Raw genomic sequence first — 20,075 nt, 5'->3', positions numbered from 1 at the left:
ATAAGGAGATCGCCATGTTACTTCATCGACATACATACTACGGCTTGATTCATCATGGAATCAAAACACTGTTACTTGATCGCTTAGGCCACTATACAGAAGAAGAGTATCATCAATATCTGACCCTGATGACTGGTAAATCCACTTGCTTCACGATGTCTCTCGAAGAGCTAGAAGCAACGGTCGATAACTTACTGCGGGAAGGCTATTTAGAAGATGTAAAAACGCTTATTTCCCAATATCAACGTGTGGCTTAAGGTTTAAAACTCTCAACTCTATTGCCGCTTCACGCGGCAATTTTTATTCCTTCCATTTGCTGTTTCGACATGGAAGAAGCTTGCGGGCTGTACGATATACTAAGCGTTACTATTCTTACCTTAACTTCCTCAGTATTCACATCTTGTCAGATTCCGTTAGACTGTCTTCAATTCAATAATTAGGTAGATTTTGCCATCATGAAGCAGATCCTAGACTTTATACCACTCATCGTTTTCTTCGCTTTATACAAGCTGTACGACATCTACGTGGCGACAGGTGCACTGATCGTAGCAACAGCCATTCAACTTGTCGTCACCTACGCGCTGTATAAGAAAGTCGAAAAGATACAGCTAATAACATTTGTTATCGTCACTATCTTCGGCGGCATGACCCTTTTCTTCCACGACGACAATTTTATAAAGTGGAAAGTCACCATCATTTACGCGATTCTGGCGATTGGCTTAGCAGTGAGCCACGCATTGGGAAAATCAGCCATCAAAGGTATGCTAGGCAAGGAAATTACGTTACCTGACGCTGTTTGGGCAAAGATTAACTGGGCTTGGGTTGGCTTCTTCTCATTCTTCGCTGGCCTAAACATTTATATTGCTTACGAATTGCCGTTGGATGTTTGGGTTAACTTCAAAGTATTTGGAATGTTGATCGCGACATTTGCCTACATGATTGCGACTGGCTTTTACATTTATAAACACATGCCAAAAGAACAAAAAAATAACTCATCCGATGTGTCCACTGATGATTAAAAACTCAGTTTTGCTATAATCCGCGACTTCACAGCGACCTTAGGGTCGCTGTTTTGCTCCATGTATCAGTAAACCGCTCAAACAACGTACCGTTTTCAGACCATTCTTGCTGCTGTAAACCAACTTTCTCTGGTCCGGTATCTGCGGTTTTTTAAGGACCTTTGGTTCTAGGTATTTACTATGTTGGCGCTTAGTTTGAGCGCCTTTAAGATTTAGGATGTCACAATGAGTCAAGAAATTAGCTCTCCGAAAGGTCAAATGCTGCTTCGTACCCTTGCAATGCCTGCAGATACAAACGCCAATGGCGATATTTTTGGCGGTTGGATAATGTCTCAGCTCGACTTAGCGGGCGCGATTCTGGCAAAAGAGATCTCTTGTGGTCGCGTTGTCACCGTTTCGGTATCAAGCATTACGTTCAAAAAACCTGTTGGTGTGGGCGATGTCGTATGCTGCTACGGCGAATGCACTAAGATCGGCCGCACATCCATGAGTGTCGATTTGGAAGTATGGGTCAAACCCGTCAAAGCTCACGGTGTTGGCGAACGCTTCATGGTTTGTGATGCGACCTTCAACTACGTAGCCATTGACAGTGAAGGTAAACCACGTCCGGTTCAGAATTAGTCAACCTACAACGCTAACAGTTAGAAAGGATCTCACATTTTCTGTTGTTCACTTGTGAGAGACACAAAAAAGGCGTTAAATTAACACTTTACCCTACCAATTAAGGAACTATGCTATGTGGTATGTCATCTTTTCACAGGACGTTGAGAACTCGTTGGAAAAACGCATGAGCGTTCGCCCACAACACTTGGATCGCTTACAAAAGCTACAAGACGAAGGTCGCCTTCTTACAGCTGGTCCGATGCCTGCGATAGATTCTGACAATCCTGGTGAAGCTGGATTTACGGGCTCAACTGTCATCGCTGAATTCGCCTCTCTAGAGGATGCTAAAGCGTGGGCAGAAGCCGATCCTTACGTAGCGGCTGGTGTTTACGATCATGTTATCGTGAAACCGTTCAAAAAAGTGTTTTAATTTATGAAAAAATTACTGTGTCTTTTCTTGGTATTTGGTGCTCTGGCTGGCTGTTCATCAACCGATGATAATCAGCGCCAACTTGAGCTTATGGCATCAAACCGAGCAGGAGTCTTGTCTGCGGGCCTCCCTTTAGAGTACGGTCCACTGCAAATAATGCGTGTCTCATCCAACAAAAATGTTGTAGAGATGATGATGATTTATAACGATGGCGCACTCGGTGCAAAGCCGTTAAATCAAGTACTGAATACCAGTATCTATACCTACTGCAGCAACCCAGAAGTTCGCAAGCAAATTGATATGGGCTTGATGTATCGTATTAAGGTACGTAATTCTCGCGGTCAGTTGATGGCAGATGAGTTGGTTTCCGCACAGACTTGTACTCAGGTGAAGTAGCTACAGTAATTTTTGTTGCTTTCGGCACGAGACGATGATTCGCTATTATTGGATAATCTGAAAACGAAAGTTAACAATTAAGAATAGAAAAACGGAGACCACAGTCTCCGTTTTTATTTGCTGTAACGACGTGTTACGCCAGCTCAGCACGGAGCTTCTTCGCCGCTGAAACCAGATTCGCCAATGCCGCTTCTGTCTCCTTCCAGTTTCGTGTTTTCAGACCACAATCTGGGTTTACCCACAAACGTTGAGCCGGAATTTTTTCTGCCGCTTTCTTGATTAAACCTTCAATCCATTCTTCCGTAGGAATGTTTGGTGAGTGAATGTCATAAACACCAGGGCCAATTTCGTTCGGGTAATTGAACTCTTCAAATGCTTTCAGCAGCTCCATATTTGAGCGAGATGTTTCAATGGTAATGACGTCCGCATCGAGTGCCGCAACCGAATCAATGATTTCATTGAACTCGCTGTAACACATATGAGTGTGAATCTGAGTTTCTGGTTTTGCACTTGCCGCAGAAACCTTAAACGCATTTACGGCCCATTCTAAGTACGCTTTGTGATCGCGTTTTTTGAGTGGTAAACCTTCTCGAATGGCTGGCTCGTCAATTTGAATGATATTGATGCCTGCATCTTGCAGGTCAGACACCTCATCACGCAGTGCCAAAGCAAGTTGCTGCGCAATTTCTTGACGCGTGATGTCTTCACGTGGGAACGTCCAACATAAAATCGTTACTGGTCCAGTCAACATGCCTTTCATCTGTTTGCTGGTTAGCGACTGGGCATACGTCGACCATTCAACCGTGATCGGTTTTTCACGTTCAATGTCAGCAACTACAATGGCAGGTTTCACACAGCGAGAACCATAACTCTGTACCCAACCAAATTTGGTCGTTTGAAAACCCGCCAAGTTCTCAGCGAAGTATTCCACCATGTCGTTACGCTCTGCTTCACCATGAACAAGCACATCTAGGTCGAGCGCCTCTTGACGTTTTACTGCGTCAGCAATATGTCCTTTAAGTGCTTGGATATATTCAGACTCAGATAATTGACCTGTACGATAAGCGCTGCGCTGCACCCGGATTTCACCCGTTTGAGGAAAAGAGCCGATTGTCGTTGTTGGCAACAAAGGCAAGCCCAATACTTCAGCTTGATGCGCAGCACGCTCTGCATAAGGTGCGCTGCGCTCGGCAAGTGACGCGGTAATGTTGTTTAAACGCGCTTGTACTTGAGGTTTATTCACATGTGTTGCTGTCTTGCGCGCTTTGATTGGCTGGCTATAGGTATCACAAGCGAGAATCGCATTTTGGTCACCATCGAGCGCTCGGCCAAGCAAGGCGACTTCTGCCACTTTTTGTTTTGCAAAGGCAAACCAACTTTTTACTTCTTCGCTCAGTTCTGTTTCCAGTGCTAAATCAACAGGGCTATGTAGCAGAGAACATGAACTGGCAACCCAAAGTTTGTCGCCCAGTTTCTCTTTGACTGGCTGTAGACGCTCGAGTTGGGCACTTAAATCTGAACGCCACACGTTACGACCATTCACAACGCCGGCAGAAAGCACCCACCCCTCCGGTAACTTGGCAACCACATCGTCAAGCTGCCGAGGGACGGCAGATAAATCGATATGCAAACCATCCACCGGTAGCTCTACAATTTTGTCTAGCGTATCGCTTACGGAGTCAAAGTACGTCGTTAGCAGCACTTTTACATCGCTTCGAATCACTTGGTAGGCTAGCTTAAACGAATCAGCCCATTTGCTTTCTAGCTCCAGTGACAAAATTGGCTCATCAATCTGAACCCACTCAACACCTTGACTTGCTAGCTTTGCCAAAATAGCTTGGTAAGCAGTAAGTAAGCGTGGTAGCAGGGTTAAGCGGTCAAACCCTTCTTCGACCTCTTTGCCCAAGTAAAGGTAACTGACTGGCCCAAGCAAAACAGGCTTCACTTGGTGGCCAGCTTGAAGCGCTTCGTTGACTTCTTCAAACAGTTGCGGCCAGCTCACTTCAAACGTATCGTCCTTGCTGAATTCAGGGACAATGTAATGGTAGTTTGTGTTGAACCATTTGGTCATATCCGATGCCGCAGCGCCCGCACAGCTGCAACCCGCCTGAGATTGACCGCGACCCACTTTGAACAACGTATCCAGGTTAGGGAAACCATCAGCGTGACGCTTTGGCACATGACCCAATAGCAACGTGGTCGTCAGTACATGATCGTACCAAGCGAAGTCGCCAGCGGTGGCAAAACTCAGACCAGCATCCGTTTGTGTTTGCCAGTTTTTGGCGCGTAGATCTGCCCCAACCTTTTTAAGCTCAGCTTGATCAATTTCTCCTCGCCAGTATTTCTCCTGAGCGAATTTTAATTCTCTTTTTTCACCAATGCGTGGATAACCTAGTATGTGAGTCGTTGTCGCCATGTCCCTATTCCTTTCTCAATTTTGTTCAATTTGTTTGGATCAGAGCATCTTTCGGTAAAGAATAAGATGTCTGGATGGCTAAACTATCGCTCTCATCTGATATTAGAACAACGTCCATTTATTCAACTTGTTTATTAAAAAAATTCATCATGAAGCGACATGATTCGCAAATAAAAACAACAAATAGACGTCTAGACGTTTACATATCCATTTTTTGTCGTTAAGTTATTTACACGATTGCTATTCTGTTCATAGCGAGCAACAAAGGATGAAAGGAATTCATGATAGAGCTAAAACATTTGCGGACACTCACTTCGCTTCGAGACACTGGCTCTCTAACGGCGACAGCGACCGCTTTGCATCTCACTCAGTCGGCACTGTCTCATCAGATCAAAGATTTGGAGGCGCGAATTGGAGGGCAACTGTTCCTGAGAAAGACTCGTCCGGTGAAGTTCACTTCAGAGGGAGAAATCCTATTGCGTCTTGCAGAAGATATCCTTCCGAAACTCGCAAGAGCAGAAAATGATTTAGCGAGCTTGAAAGAGGACGTCAATGGCCGATTACATATGGCCATTGAATGTCACTCTTGCTTCCAATGGCTAATGCCTGCACTTAGGGAGTACCAACTTGCTTGGCCAAGCGTAACATTGGACTTTTCCTCTGGTTTTGGCTTTGAACCACTCCCAGCTCTATTGGCAGGCGAACTCGATCTTGTTATTACTTCCGATATCCAACCTCGATCCGAAGTCCACTACGAGCCTCTATTCGACTTTGAAATGCGTTTAATTACCGCAACCAACCACCCATTGGCGGAAAAAGAAATTATTGATCCGCAAGATCTCGCAGATCAAACCATGCTCTCTTATCCTGTTCAAAAACAAAGGCTAGACGTCGTAAAACACTTTCTTCAGCCAGCAGGAATAGAACCTGCGAAATGGAAGCAAGCCGACAACACTCTCATGTTAGTTCAGATGGTCTCTGCTGGATTGGGGGTGGCCGCACTACCCAATTGGGCGATTTCTGAATTTTCTCGCCAAGGTCTTATTACCAGTAAACCTTTCGGCCAAGGCTTATGGCGTCGCTTGTTTGCAGCAACGCGTCACTCAGAGAAAGAGAAGCGTTACTTACAAGCTTTTTTCGCAACCGCGAGGCTACAATGTAAAAGCCACCTTGACGGAATCAAGGTGGCTTAAAAGATTTGGATTATGAAAGGCTTAGCGTTGATATGCTTTAAATTGGTTAGTCAATGGATCGTACTGATAACCGAGCATATCAAGCTTGCCGACTACAGACTCTACATCCATCTCATACACTGATACTAACTCGTCAAAACTGTCGCACTCTAAACGTAGCTTTTCGTTGACGATACCTAGCAAAATAGTGCTGTCCAGATTACCTACATTGCTTAAATCCATCGCGACTCTCCTCTTCGACAAGGTATATAAACAAGCGTAGTAGTAATCACGCGAATTTAAAGTGAGTGCGATCTAAAACGTGATCACCTTATACCCAAGCACCAAGAAAGCACTTGGATATAAGCTGTCTAGCTTTGTCTTTAGAATAGAGGTTAAGCCGCGAGAGAGAATAAACCTTGCAGGCTCGTCATCGACGCGAGTGCTAGAAGCAAGGCAACGCTCAGTTGCACCTTTTCTGGTTTCTTATGCGTAAAAATATGCCAACACCACACAATAATTGAAGAAATTAGCATAGCTAAAGACAGCAAGATCGGCTGTGTCGCAGCGTTTAGTGTGGCTTCATTTAACTGGTAAGAAGCAAACAACGTTGCGATGACTAATAGCATTCCAGACACAATGCCCGTAACTGGTAAAATACGGTGAAATGCCTGTAATCTGCTGCGAGCTATCGTAAGCAGCAATTGAGAAAATGACGCCCCAAGGAAAAATATCATTAGCGCCATCGCTATCGATGCTGGCCAGCTTGATTGCTCAAATACTTGAATACTCACATACGCAAAGGCCAAACCATTCGCTAAATGCATCGCCCATAGTGGCCCTTTCTCACGCGTTTTCTTGGTTTGAACCTGAGAATAGAAGTAGAAAATAGCAAACACGATCATAAATGCTTCAATGCGAAGTGACGCAACAGCGAGCCACAATACAGCTACTGCTGGCAACATTTTATGAAGACGTCCTCGCTGACCAGGACAAATATCGCCCTTTATTAGAAGCAAAGTCAGTAGCGCTTGTGCGCCAAATAGCATCGGAGGGAAAGTAACCAGCAATTGTTGAATCATGTTGAATGCACGCTCAAAAGTCATTTTGGGGGGCGATAATATCAAATCAACTATCGCCAAACCACCGAAAGTCGGCCCCCAAATGAGCTAAAACGGTAAGACAATTTTATTCACAGAGAGGCAAGATACTTCAACGCGTCTTCCTGCGTTAAAACTCCACGGTACTCTTCTTTGGTATTACACAGTACCCAAGGGAAACGAATGCCGGTTTTAACCAACTCTCGAATAACAGAGACAGGTAAATCCTCATCAACCAACACAAAATCGGTGCTCATTATCTGATTAACAGGACGTTTCCAAATTCGGCTTTCTCGTTCAGTTTCTCGCTCTGTGCCCATCGAGGGCGTTAGGTGTAAATTCACCGTCTCTTTCGTAATTAACCCAACACAACGATTTTCATTGAGAACAACTAAAGGCGAGCTTGGATTCAAATTCATGTACTCCACTGCCAAGGAGAGCGGTTCTCCAGGGTCCATAGACCTGACTTGTTCATGGCTCACAGATTGCAACACATCACTTTGCTTAGACTCAATCGCGATGTCAGAGAACAGATGCCCATAACTGTTCGCTTTATCCATCAAATCGACAGGCACGGCAGCAGAAAATAGAAAGCCCTGCATGTAATCGACACCGATTTCTGCCAATACTTGAAGTTCTTGCTTAGATTCCACGCCTTCAGCAACCACTTTTACATTCATTTGCTGTGCAAGCTCGGTGACCATTTTCACAATGTTATAGCTGGTGCTCCCTTTATGAATGTTCTTGATGAATTTTCGGTCTATTTTCAGTAAATCAAACTGCCCTTTTTCTAGATAAGAAAAAGAAGAATACCCAGTACCGAAGTCATCAATCGCGATCTCAATGCCCTCTTTCCGCACTTCCTCTAGAGCTCGAGTATGCTCCTCATCTTGTTCAAAATACGCGGTTTCTGTTAGCTCGATAGTTACTCGCTTAGGGTCTACACCACTGGCTTTAATCAAATCATGCGACCGCTGAAGGATCTGAAGAGAATCCAATTTCGTATTGAGGGAGCGATTGATGGTCACGCCCACTTCCTCGCCATAAATTTCTTGTAAGCGCGGAAAGTGCTTCAACGCAGCTTGACAGACCACATCATCAAGTGCCGCTATGAGTTCTAGATCTTCAATAATAGCGATCATCTTCTGCGTACAATACGCATCATTTTCATCATAGAAGCGTGCGAGGGCCTCGAACTTAACCACTCTTCCGGTTTGAACGTCGATAATCGGTTGAAAGTAAACGTCCACTAGTCCACTCTCTATTTGCGCCTCCAAAAACGCCTCGAGATGTTGGCGCTTCACTAATTCAGAGTGAAGTTCACTGTCGTAAAAGTTGAAATAGCTGCCTTCACCGGAAATAGAGGACAACATCGCTTGCGCTGCATGTGCTAGCGCTTGTCTTGGTCGGTTCGTATCATAGCCAAGGATTGACACACCAGTTTGGCCTTTAACGATAGTGGCATGCATTTTTGTGCCCATTTCATTTCTAAGCTCATTAAAGAATCCTTTCATGGCAATTTGGATCAAACGAACCGGGCTCAACCATTGACAATGAGGGGTCTGCAAGCATACGACAAACACGTCCCGAGATAACTGCCCCGCAATACTGATGTAGCGACTTCGCATAATAAAATCTGCAAAACCTAATTGCTGTTCAAGCAAGTATCTCTCCGAAAACTTGGGTCTGAGTGTCATAACAATGTTGAGTTCTTTATTTCTGCTTTCATTCGCTAAGGTAGCTAATTGGAGTTCAAATTCTTTCCTCGTTGGTAAAAAGGCAGCCCAATCATGCTGTTGTTCACAACGATTTTTCATCCACAACAACGAAGCAGAAATATCCGTAGAAAATCCGAGATAAAGAATTCGTCCAGAATGAAACGTAAGTCGGTAAATACAAAGATGATGAGCTTGGTTGCTACCGTTTGCTGTTTTGCTCAGCAAGTTACCACACCAACATCCTTCACCATTAATTTGCTGCCACAGCTGATCATAAAACGCTTGGCTATGGTGAGAGGTACTGAAAATATGAGTTTTAAGCCCAACCAGATCTCGGTTTTGATAGCCCATTTGTAACTCAAAGGCACGGTTACAACCTAAGATGCGCGTATCTTCATCGGCAACTAAAACGCCCACATTCGGCAAATCAAAAATCGTTTCGAGGATTGTCGCTAACTCCTCGCAACCAGTGATTGTTAATTGTGGAATGATAGTGCCTTGGATAATGCGCTTATTGAGCCTTTCAAAACTAATAGTAACGTGCACTAAGTTAACGTTTTTTAGCATCATGCAACAAGAAAACCGCCCCCGTCCGCCAAAGAGTTCCACTTCTAGAATTCGTTGTTTTAGCGTTTCTTGTTGCCCCATCAGCATATGATCAAACAAGTTATTTAGGCTGGTTACTGGCGTACTTATCCCAAATGCCTTTGCCATTCCTTGCTGATCACATTCGAACTCGCGAGTATCAATATCGTAAGACCACTCTATAACAGGAGTTAGACTGGAAGTCGTTTGCATTTTTGGATGCACTGTTGTCGTAGATTCACTCATACCCTAGCCCCTTTTTTTGTAATTAGCCCAAGGCTCAAAATTCACAGTCAATTCGCGACATTCCAGTTGGGACCTGCCGATCCTCTTTATAGATGGATTGTGTCAACGATAAGCCTATCGACTTAGAACTATTTCCAGAGCAGCTCAGCCTTTTGCATTTAATATGCACTAATTTGATTATAGGCTTTACCCCATATAAGCACACCATTGCTTATACTTTGTATTAAGATTGCGACATTTTTCATGAACCGATCTATAACCATGAGGCTTTCAAGGTGAAATTAGACAGAAAATCGCCGATAGAGCATTGATATTTTTACAAACCAAATAAAACTCGATGAACTAAGCTGGAATAGATGAGTTTGTTATAGATACCTGATAATCAAATCGCTATAATTCGCGCTCCCTGGAACAGAGAGCAAAATATGACCAATAACATCACTCCTATTCATGAGTACAAAAAATACTGGGCAGAGTGTTTTGGTACGGCACCTTTCTTGCCGACCAGTCGCAAAGAAATGGATGCCCTAGGATGGGATAGCTGTGACATTATCATTGTAACCGGTGACGCTTATGTGGATCACCCAAGCTTTGGTATGGCTATCATTGGCCGCCTGCTAGAAGCACAAGGTTTCCGTGTCGGTATCATTGCTCAACCAGAATGGCAAAATAAAGATGAGTTCATGCAACTTGGTAAGCCAAATCTGTTCTTCGGGATCACTGCGGGTAACATGGACTCCATGATCAACCGTTACACCGCGGATAAAAAGCTTCGTCACGATGACGCGTACACACCGAATAACGAAGGTGGTAAACGCCCAGACCGCGCGACTTTGGTTTACTCTCAGCGTTGTCGTGAGGCATACAAAGAAGTACCTATTGTTTTAGGTGGTATCGAAGCTAGCCTACGCCGTGTGGCGCACTACGATTACTGGTCAGATAAAGTTCGCCGTTCTGTACTGTTTGATGCAAAAGCAGACATCCTACTTTTTGGTAACGCAGAGCGCGCACTTGTCGAAGTAGCACATCGCATCGCAAACGGCGAAGACATCAGCACCATGACCAATATTCGTGGTACTGCCGTGAACTTGCCAGCGGCGCCAGAAGGCTACACGGTTATTGATTCTTCTCGCATTGAAAAACCTCGTAAAGAAGCGTTCGTACCAAAGAACCCATACGAAGTAGAAACTCAGTGTGAAACTAAAAAAGACGAGCCAGTTGCACAACCAATCACAATTCGCCCATCACGCCACGATGCTGCGACGACTGCGGTCCGTTTACCTTCGTTTGAAAAGCTAAGAAACGATCGCATTCTTTATGCGCATGCAAGTCGTGTACTGCATTTAGAAACGAACCCGTACTCTGGTCGAGCGTTACTTCAAAGCCATGGTGATCGTGAACTTTGGGTAAACCAAGCTCCAATTCCATTGACGACCGAAGAGATGGACTTTGTGTTTGGCCTGCCTTACGCGCGTGTCCCTCACCCTATGTACGGGAAAGCAAAAATTCCTGCGTACGACATGATCAAGACGTCTGTAAACATCATGCGTGGTTGCTTTGGTGGCTGTTCTTTCTGTTCGATTACCGAGCATGAAGGTCGAATCATTCAAAACCGTTCGAAAGAGTCTATCATCAACGAGATTGAAGAAATTCGCGACAAAGTTCCAGGCTTTACCGGCACAATTTCCGATCTTGGTGGCCCGACTGCAAACATGTACCGCCTGGGCTGTAAAGATCCAAAAGCGGAAGCGAACTGTCGTCGTCCTTCTTGTGTATTCCCGGGCATCTGTAACAAGCTAAACACAGACCACAAACACACGATCGATTTATACCGCGAAGCGCGTAAAGTTGAAGGCGTGAAGAAAGTGATGGTTGCATCTGGCGTACGTTACGACCTTGCGATTGAATCACCAGAATACGTGAAAGAGCTCGTGACTCACCACGTAGGCGGTTACTTGAAGATTGCACCGGAACATACAGAGAAAGGTCCTCTTGATCTAATGATGAAGCCAGGCATGGGTACGTACGATCGCTTTAAAGAGATGTTCGAGAAATACAGTGCAGAAGCAGGCAAGAAGCAGTACTTAATCCCTTATTTTATCTCTGCGCACCCAGGCACAGAAGACGAAGACATGCTGAACCTTGCTCTGTGGCTGAAAAAGAACAACTTCGAATGTGACCAAGTACAAAACTTCTACCCTTCGCCAATGTGTAACGCAACGTCGATGTACTACTCAGAGACAAACCCTCTGAAACGCGTGAAGTACAAAAAACGTGAAGATGTACCTGTAGCAAAAGGTGAACGTCAACGTCGCCTGCATAAAGCGCTGTTGCGTTATCACGATCCAGCAAACTGGCCAATGATCCGTGAAGCCCTAGTCAGTATGGGTAAAAAACATTTGATTGGTGACAAACAAGGCTGTCTCGTTCCTGCAGAAGACATTGAAGCACAAACACCTGCGCAACGTCGTAAATCTGGTCGTCACGGGGCAAACCGCTTTGCAACCAAACATACCAAAAACCAACCAGGCTTCGGTGGTCATTTGAACAAACGCTCTGAAGGCGGTTCAAAAGATGGTAAACCATCTGGCAACCGTAACGGTTCGGGTAAAGCTACAGGTGGTCAACGCCCTGCAAGCAACGGCCAACGTCCTAGCGGCAACGGTGCAAACCGCCCGGCAGGTAGCAAGCCGCAAGGCCAAGGTCGCCCACAAGCACAAGGCAAACCAACTGGTCAACGTAAACCAAAGCGTCGCTAACTCTTTAGCACTTAGATACTAGAAAGGGCTCCAGAGGTAACTCTGGAGCCCTTTTGTTTTGTCGGCTCACTGAGGCATCACTCACAACTCAAACTTTGATTCAATCAATACAAAAAATGGTAAACACCAACCAACTTATTGGAAAAACAAACAATTATTTGATTGACGCCAAACCATAAAAATCTAACTCATTGATTTTTAATTGCTTTATTTTGGTGCGATATTTGCGTAACAGAGTAAAACTCTTAAACATGGGCTAACGATGAATAATCCACTTCCCCCAAAAACTTCTATGTTCTGGTATGACAACAGCTATACCTATGAGGAGGCCGTTCAGGCATTTGAAAGCGATGGTACACTGAAATCGCTAAATATCGTTCCAACCACGGAATCCGATGATCTTGCTGGCTCACCCCCAGAGCGCAGTATGTTTTGGGAGGGAGAAACAAAAAAAATCGATCCGCCACCGCCGTCTGAACCAGAGCCTCTCAATTTAAAAACTGAGAAAGAAGCAACGGAAGCATCACCTGCGCACTTTATCCCAGTCCGCTATGCCATCGATCAGCTAGAAACAGAAGAGACACAACCTTTTGGTTTGCCTGAAGAATGGAAAGGCCAAGGCCCAGCCAAACTCAATACCGTTGGTTACACCCTGCGTCAACTGCGCGACGGTTGGCTGTATGTCTATGATGCAATCAACAAAAGCTTAGACGAATACGAAATCAAAGGAACGCAATTCACGCTCTATAAGTTGGGAGAATCAGAAAGCCCAAAATCAGAGCAGCGTGGGACACCACAAGATGCAAAGCCCTTCCTTACTTACGTCAACGGAAGCGTACTATCGATTTGCTTCTCTGAGCACCGCTGGACATGGCACACGTTCATGCGCGTACTTAACAATCCGAGTAATCATATCGATCGCATGCAAACCATTGTTCTGTCCTCAAACGAGAATCAGCACAACATTGCACCAATAGATAAGTTAACCCAAGTCGCTGATATTGAAACTTCTGCCGTCGATGATGGTCGCTTTGCGGATTCTGGCATCGCCACCAAAGCAGATGAAGATGGTTCTGTCTTTAAACCTGTCGCAGTCGAAAGCGATTTAACCTCTGCGATTCCAGAAGAAGAATCAGGATACTTCGTCGCAATAAAAGATTACGCCGCAGACATTCAAGATATGTCACTGCATTTTGTTGGTGCCGCAAGCCCTTACCGCCTTTTCACTGACCAGTTTTCAAACCAGTGGAACTTGATGCAGACCGCCATGCAGCTGTGCATGTTTGGTGCAAGTGACAATATAGACATGCCTACAGGAGTAAAGCGCAAAAACCAAGAGCTTGAATTCTATATGGACATGGCGGATTACTATGACAACTCAACAATGGTTGACCTTACCAGTGAATCTCAAGCAGCTATCATCAAAGGAATGCCGTCTTCATTTTCCCAGCAAGCTATCGATGATTACCAAAAATCCACTTCAGAAATAGCAGAGGCCATACAGAAAAAATATGGCATTTCAGCAAACCGATTTGGTAAATACGAGCAATGGATAGCGACTGAACGCTGGCGCAAGCAACTCAACTGGAAGCAAATGCTGAGCGAGATGCAAGAGCTGTCAGAACAAAAAGAAACCATGCTAGCCCAAGTGGTTTCGGTCAAACGCGACTTTATCGCAGTAATGGAGTCCTTAACGCCGCATCATCTCGAAAGAACCTTCGACCTATACAGCGAAGACACGCAGTACAGCTTGTATCAACTACACAAGCAAGCGGTTGAGTCATTTACTTTGGTGATACAAGAAGAAGACCGCCAATGGGCTGAAAGCCAATGGGAGAAACCAACCAGTTTACTTGCTCTCTATGCCTCTGGGTTTAGCCGAAGCTTATTTAAAGTGATGGAGAAGAATATTACTGAGGCGCAGAATGAACAGTCGATCACCTCAGAAAATTCTGATGCTGATAATCAGTTGATGGACCGGATCTCGGCTACCAGCAACCGTGTGAGCATGTACTCTAAGATCATGGATTTTGTTTCCAACCCAAACACTGCGGAAACGGACTTTCTCAAGGATATCGCCAAAGGTTTCCAAGAGCTGGACATTATCTTTAAATCTGCAATAGGTGCACTTGCAAAAGGCGTTGTAGAGTTTGGCGTTAGCATGACTTCACAAGCATCGATTTTACTGATGCCTGTTTTAGCTAAACCTCTGAACCGTCAGAGCTATTATTTGTTTGCCGTTATTGCAGAGCATATGGCACACAATATGCCGGTGACTGTAAATGAAAGCTACGCTCGCGATTTTGAAAAATGGAAAACACGCGTAAATGATTACCTAAGTGAGCTCAAGAAAAACGATGCGGTCATTGCTGACTTCCAGAAAAACAACCGCAAAGCTGACTCTAAATACACAACAGCTTTAAAAAATAAAAAGAGAATTAAGAAGGCACTCGCTGTGGCTACATTGGAGTACCCACAGTATATTGAATTACCCGATGATCTACCGCAAAGAACCGTCGAGCTTAGAACTGGGATCGCTATGAATAAGCTCGATGATTTGAATAAACTGTTCGAGAATGCCGGTGGTCTAGGCTTTATGGCATTAGTATTTAACTGCATCGCGCTTGGTGATGCCATGAGCAGTATTCAAGACACTGGATTAATGTCCTCAGATGAATTTTTGGATATCCAACAAAAGCTTTTTTATACAGTCAACGCTTGGACGGGTATTCGCACCGGTAAACTTTGGGACAACGTAAGAGTAGATAAAACGCTACGAGCACGTTCTTTATCTGCCCTAAAAGAAATGGCGAAACGTGATACCACAATACCTATTTCTTCTTTGAGTGATCTTAAAATTTTCAACAAATGGCTTGCGGTAACAGGAATAATAGGTGCTTTAGCTTCAGGGATAGAAGCTTACCGGTCGTTACAACAACTTGATAGTTTGAATGGCACTGCAAAAATTGCGGGATACTTCAACTTTTCTTCTTTAGTTGGACTTACAGCAGTAGGGACCTTTCAAGCTGTAGGAGGAATAACTGGCGTATGGTCAGCAAACGTTCTTTTCGGTGGGCCAATCATGTTTGTCATTATGGGGCTAACTGCAATTTACCTTTTGAGCAACTATGTAATGAGCAAGTTCAAACAAGACGATTTTCAAAAATGGTTAGATAAATTACCGTGGGGATATAATTCCGCCAGAGCACAATGGAGTCAGTCTCCAGATCTGTTAGAACGAGAAAAACACAACTCTTCATTAGTACAAAAGGCACTATTTGATTTACAAACCATCATAAATAAACCATCAATCTACCAAGTGCCAATGATGCGGGTTGTTCCCAATTCATCAACGCAATACCCATCAGCAATGCAGGAGCTGTTTGGTATTGCGTTGCATATCCAAGTTCCTACCAAAATAGCAAGAGATGGAATTAAACTTCGGACAAATACTTCTGTAACTAAGGGAGAATTGATATCAGGAACTTGGTACACCGGAGTAGATCTAGAAACCTTGAATAGCCCGATGAACTCCACAAACTCTCAAAGCGTGTATAAATTGAGTTTACCTATGAAAGACTCAACTGACTATCTAGCATTTGAGATAGAATACATCCTCGATGATGAAAACGAATTAAGCCGTAAGTACTGGTTCCAAAATAATGCAAAACAGCGTGCAACTTATACGGCGATTTCAGACAATACTAAACAAGCAACGATCAGAAGTTCATTAACTTCAGATACTAGTGAACTTAGCTTACAGGAGTAACCCTTGGCTTATTTACCTTTTTACATCACGCCAGACGAGTTTTCGGCTTATCAAGAAGAACAAGAGCAACAAATTCTAAAAGGGAAAGAGCTCACAACCTGGCACAAGCACGATATTGAAGAGCCTTTTCGATACTTATACTTATCAATTGCTATAGCCGCAGTCAGCCCATTATTTTTCCTTACCTACTTTCTGCACGATAGTAGTCAGATGCTCTTGACCTACATATTATCAGGCTTAACGATAATCATGTCCGGTGTTTCTTATCTTACATTTGGTTTAGACAATCGTTATGACTACACCATATCCGAGCAAGGCATGGTCTTGAGAAAGAGACGTGATCTCCCTACTTGGGTGAACTCAGCAGCGCAAGTGATGGGTTGGTTTGGAGCAGTAGTCTGCGTATTTATGGTAATCGCAGTAGGACCAATGGCTCTAGTCGGTGCTGGTGGATTTATTTTAGTTTCATTTCGCATGCTGAAGCGCCAACCTGAAGAAGAAACTGAAGTACGAGTGGGGCTTCGCAAAGACTCATTGTTTGCTCAATACAACAAACAGCGAAAACTCATTGTGATTTATCACAAATTTGACGACTGCTATTTCTTTGACATTGAGCATAAAGAAGTCAGTCGAAACCAAACTCGTGGTCGAAGTTATATATTTTGCAAAACTGAATCAGAAGTGGATTACTTGTTGAAGTTGTTAGTTAACAAGTGGAACATCGAATGCTCTGAAGAAAACAACATTAAACAGCTTTTCAATACAGGCCTAATGTACGAAAAACTTCAAGATATTCCAGTAAGAGGAACTAAATATCTACTAAGCGAAGTAGATAGCCTGAGAAATAAGAATGCCACATTACCCGAACTAAAATACTTGCGTGGTGACTTATGGCTAAGCGAAGCGGAAATCGACCAGCGCAAAGCAGAACTGAATACAACCAAGGAGTAACCCTTGGCATATTCACCATTTTACGTCACCCCAGAAGAATTAGCAGTTTATCAAGAGGCGCAAGAGCAAGAAATACTCGCAGGCGATAATGTCAGAACATGGCATAAGTATGATGTAGAGGAACCATTTCGCTATTACTTTAAACTTTTTGCGTTTCCATTTGTGATCGCTCCATTCCTATTAACTTTGTTTATACATACGAGTGACACGGTTGACGTAACTATTTTTTCTTTTATTTTATCGGTGATGGTGTCTGGAGCCTTTTACCTTACGATTGGCCTCGACTATCGCTATGACTATATTTTTTCTGACAAAGGCTTTGTGATGAAGAAACGTCGTAACATGCCTAAGTGGGTGAATACCGCCACGCAAGCCGTTGGCTGGATAGGTGCAGTGGTGTGTGTGGTGATGGTAGCGATGGTTGGCCCGATGGCGTTAGCAGGCGCTGGTGCTTTTATATTAGTCTCCTTTAAAATGCTTAAACGCCAACCAGATGAACCAACAGAAGTGAGAATCGGAGAGCGTGAGGATTGGCTGTTTGCGGACTACAATAAAAAAAGGAAAGTGATCCAGTTCTATTTTAAGCATGACATATGCAGATATCGAGATACTGCTCATAAGACTATCTTTCGCTCACAAGATAGATCAGATTGTTATGTTTTCTTTAAAACTGAAGCGGATTTAGAATCCATGGTCACACAACTGTCAGAGGACTACAAACTGGATTGTAAAGAGGTCGATGATCATAAAAAGCTGTTTGAAGCAAAGCCAGAATCAAGGCTCTTTAGTATTCCAGTTTGTAGTAGAGAATATCAAACCGAAGAGGTATTTGATTTAAGGGCGTCAAATGCCCCACTTCCTGAGCGTGAATACCTTTACAACGGCAAGTGGCAAACGGAATCTGAAATCGAACAATCAAAATCTGAACTAACGGCAGCCAAGGTATAAACCTTGGCTTATTTACCTTTTTACATCCCCCATGAAAAGCTTTAGGTTTACTCTGATGTACAAAAAGAAAAATTGGTTCAAATAACGAATTTTTAACTCGAGGATAGGAGAGTAAGCCCGAACCTTTCTATCCTCTACTAAACACCCATTTTGCACTGAGCAAATAATTGCTCACCATGCCTGCCAATATGCCTAAGCTCAAAGCCAAATAGACCATCAACCCTTGCGTTCCTAGGGCGAGCGTTACGCCTTTGAACACAATAAAGTTCGGCAAAGCACTGATACAGGCACTCGCCATAAATTTTTGCCATTGAGCGAAAGGGTTGGTTTTTTCTGCTTGAGAGAAAGTCAGCCAGCGATTGCCAAGCCAAGTCGTGGTTGCTGCAAACAAAAATGCTATCCCACGAGCCAGCATCAGATCCAGACCAAACCAATGGAACAACACAGAAAAGATAAGGGTGTCGACCATAAAGCCGACACCACCTACTAGAGCAAACCTTGTTAACGAAGCAAACCTTTCCAGCGAAGCAAATTTTGGTAATTTGCGCATTCCGTTACCCAACCACACAAGTGTAGAGTGAGCGTTTCGATTTTGCTGTGAACTCATTGGTACAACTCAACGCATTTTCATGAATCATGCTATCCACTTGCTGCGATTTACCAATCAGGTGGAATTTCTTCAGATTGTTTAAGTCATTCTTATCTTCAAGCTTTTTCGCCTGACCATGACTATAGAACTGACCTGAGAACGGGCGCTTACCAATGTAGAAGACCGGAGCGTTGTCATTAATTTGCGCGAAGATGATGCGATCGCTGCGGCTATCTGCTTTGCCCATATTCAAAACCAACATCGCAATCATAAGCAGGGCTGGCAACACCGCTGCCGTTCCGGTCAGCCATTTGAAATCGTGTTTATCCACCAGCATTGCAATCAAGATACCCAATGCAGGCACACCCGGTAGCACGTAAGCAGGCAAAATATTCCCAGCCATGGTGAACAAGATCATTGGTGAAATCAGCCAACACATCAGGAAGCTAAATAGACCTTGATGATCCGTTTCAATGGCTTTGAGTACCTTACGACGTTTCCTTGCCAAGATAGGCAATACAATTGACCAAGGCGCAGCCGATTGCAGCCAGAATCCCCAGATCATCCCACGTGGTTGATCATGAGCAGAGCCATACAGGTCCCCTTCCCAACCGCTGACAACAAAACGCTTAAAGTGCTCGCCAACAATAAAGTAATCAATAAATCCAGGCGTCGCCATTTCAGCCATGATGTACCAAGGTAGAGCAATCGCCAGCATGAGCGCCAACCCCAACACAATTGGAAAACGCTGCCACAAGGCTTTGAAGGCACCGAAGAAACCATGCTGAATCACAAGCCAAGGAAACACTGCGATGCCCATGATCACGATCGCCACCGGACCTTTTGCTAACAGCCCGCAAGCCAAGCCAAAGAAACCGAGATAACCCCACAATCGGCTGTGTTTGTCTTTGCCAAGCCAGCAGTAGTAAAAGCCGACCATCGCCATGGTCATTGCCAATGTCAGTGCCATGTCTGTCATCACTGCACCCGCCGCAATTGAAAAGATGCCACACGTCGCCAATACCAACGCTGCGATGACTGCGTTAAAGCCAGCGCGATGCGCCATGGCTGCAACAAAAATAATAGTCGCGACACCCGCCAACCAATGAGGCGCGCGCACTGCGAATTCATTCAATCCAAACAACTCAATGCCGTAAGCACTCATCCACGTGAACAGGGGTGGCTTCCCCCAAAAAGGCACGCCATAATCAAACTGTGGGGTAAGCCAATTGCCTGTTTCCACCATTAAGCGCGCCATTTCGCCGTAGCGGGCTTCGGTGGTGTCCATCAAAGGGTAAGCGGCAAGTGAAATAAGACGGAGTAAAAGAGCAAACGCCAACAACAACCACAGATGGGTTTTATTAATACTCATGA

16 protein-coding genes are annotated in these 20,075 nt (G+C 44.3%); 10 read left to right on the top strand and 6 right to left on the bottom strand.

From position 1 onward, the window contains the following. Window positions 1-14: 14 nt before the first annotated feature. From R7D93_RS05610 to R7D93_RS05590, 5 genes are all read left to right on the top strand, one after another. Window positions 15-257, top strand: a complete 243-nt coding sequence (locus R7D93_RS05610; RefSeq protein WP_017634694.1) for a hypothetical protein — start codon at window positions 15-17, stop codon at window positions 255-257. A gap of 198 nt (window positions 258-455) precedes the next feature. Next, on the top strand, window positions 456-1,019 hold the full coding sequence (locus R7D93_RS05605) for a septation protein A (RefSeq protein WP_005386728.1): 564 nt from the start codon (window positions 456-458) through the stop codon (window positions 1,017-1,019). Window positions 1,020-1,244: 225 nt separating this feature from the next. Beyond that, window positions 1,245-1,640 (top strand): acyl-CoA thioester hydrolase YciA, encoded by a 396-nt coding sequence (gene yciA, locus R7D93_RS05600; RefSeq protein WP_005376768.1) that lies wholly within the window; start codon window positions 1,245-1,247, stop codon window positions 1,638-1,640. A gap of 115 nt (window positions 1,641-1,755) precedes the next feature. Further along, complete coding sequence (locus R7D93_RS05595) at window positions 1,756-2,052, top strand: YciI family protein (protein ID WP_005386727.1); 297 nt, start codon at window positions 1,756-1,758, stop codon at window positions 2,050-2,052. Between the two features lie 3 nt (window positions 2,053-2,055). Continuing rightward, a complete protein-coding gene (locus R7D93_RS05590; RefSeq protein WP_005386726.1) occupies window positions 2,056-2,448 on the top strand; it encodes a GspS/AspS pilotin family protein in 393 nt (130 codons plus the stop codon). 133 nt (window positions 2,449-2,581) lie between these two features. Here the strand turns inward: R7D93_RS05590 and metE are convergent, their stop codons facing one another. Beyond that, window positions 2,582-4,864: a 5-methyltetrahydropteroyltriglutamate--homocysteine S-methyltransferase gene (gene metE / locus R7D93_RS05585; RefSeq protein WP_213868120.1), complete on the bottom strand. Its 2,283-nt coding sequence runs from the start codon at window positions 4,862-4,864 to the stop codon at window positions 2,582-2,584. Between the two features lie 281 nt (window positions 4,865-5,145). On the opposite strand from metE, the gene metR reads away from it, so the two are divergent. Then, the gene (gene metR / locus R7D93_RS05580) at window positions 5,146-6,057 is read left to right on the top strand and encodes an HTH-type transcriptional regulator MetR (protein WP_005376763.1); all 912 of its coding nucleotides are present in this window, start codon (window positions 5,146-5,148) and stop codon (window positions 6,055-6,057) included. Window positions 6,058-6,078: 21 nt separating this feature from the next. Here metR and R7D93_RS05575 read toward each other — a convergent pair whose 3' ends face one another. The 3 genes from R7D93_RS05575 to R7D93_RS05565 all read right to left on the bottom strand — a co-directional run bounded on the left by R7D93_RS05575 (window position 6,079) and on the right by R7D93_RS05565 (window position 9,685). Beyond that, window positions 6,079-6,279 carry a DUF4250 domain-containing protein gene (locus tag R7D93_RS05575; RefSeq protein WP_005376762.1) on the bottom strand — a complete coding sequence of 67 codons (201 nt, stop codon included), beginning with the start codon at window positions 6,277-6,279 and terminating at the stop codon, window positions 6,079-6,081. 152 nt (window positions 6,280-6,431) lie between these two features. Further along, window positions 6,432-7,142, bottom strand: a complete 711-nt coding sequence (locus R7D93_RS05570; RefSeq protein WP_005389354.1) for a hypothetical protein — start codon at window positions 7,140-7,142, stop codon at window positions 6,432-6,434. 86 nt (window positions 7,143-7,228) lie between these two features. Further along, on the bottom strand, window positions 7,229-9,685 hold the full coding sequence (locus tag R7D93_RS05565; protein WP_225495391.1) for an EAL domain-containing protein: 2,457 nt from the start codon (window positions 9,683-9,685) through the stop codon (window positions 7,229-7,231). A 425-nt stretch (window positions 9,686-10,110) separates the two neighbouring features. On the opposite strand from R7D93_RS05565, the gene R7D93_RS05560 reads away from it, so the two are divergent. The 4 genes from R7D93_RS05560 to R7D93_RS05545 all read left to right on the top strand — a co-directional run bounded on the left by R7D93_RS05560 (window position 10,111) and on the right by R7D93_RS05545 (window position 18,112). Continuing rightward, on the top strand, window positions 10,111-12,444 hold the full coding sequence (locus R7D93_RS05560; RefSeq protein ID WP_213868118.1) for a YgiQ family radical SAM protein: 2,334 nt from the start codon (window positions 10,111-10,113) through the stop codon (window positions 12,442-12,444). Between the two features lie 262 nt (window positions 12,445-12,706). Further along, window positions 12,707-16,213: a T6SS effector BTH_I2691 family protein gene (locus R7D93_RS05555; RefSeq protein ID WP_213868117.1), complete on the top strand. Its 3,507-nt coding sequence runs from the start codon at window positions 12,707-12,709 to the stop codon at window positions 16,211-16,213. 3 nt (window positions 16,214-16,216) lie between these two features. After that, the gene (locus tag R7D93_RS05550; RefSeq protein ID WP_064368608.1) at window positions 16,217-17,164 is read left to right on the top strand and encodes a hypothetical protein; all 948 of its coding nucleotides are present in this window, start codon (window positions 16,217-16,219) and stop codon (window positions 17,162-17,164) included. Window positions 17,165-17,167: 3 nt separating this feature from the next. Further along, a complete protein-coding gene (locus R7D93_RS05545) occupies window positions 17,168-18,112 on the top strand; it encodes a hypothetical protein (protein WP_213868116.1) in 945 nt (314 codons plus the stop codon). A 127-nt stretch (window positions 18,113-18,239) separates the two neighbouring features. On the opposite strand, the gene R7D93_RS05540 is transcribed toward R7D93_RS05545, so the two are convergent. Both R7D93_RS05540 and R7D93_RS05535 read right to left on the bottom strand, forming a co-directional pair. Beyond that, window positions 18,240-18,662: a GtrA family protein gene (locus R7D93_RS05540; RefSeq protein ID WP_033905699.1), complete on the bottom strand. Its 423-nt coding sequence runs from the start codon at window positions 18,660-18,662 to the stop codon at window positions 18,240-18,242. Between the two features lie 4 nt (window positions 18,663-18,666). Beyond that, window positions 18,667-20,073: an ArnT family glycosyltransferase gene (locus tag R7D93_RS05535; RefSeq protein WP_170897276.1), complete on the bottom strand. Its 1,407-nt coding sequence runs from the start codon at window positions 20,071-20,073 to the stop codon at window positions 18,667-18,669. Between the last annotated feature and the right edge of the window lie 2 nt (window positions 20,074-20,075).

Origin of the sequence: Vibrio sp. YT-15 (assembly GCF_033337445.1) — a bacterium.
Classification (GTDB): domain Bacteria; phylum Pseudomonadota; class Gammaproteobacteria; order Enterobacterales; family Vibrionaceae; genus Vibrio; species Vibrio alginolyticus.
Note: the sequence above shows the minus strand (reverse complement) of the source record. Positions and strands in the feature narration are given on the sequence as shown.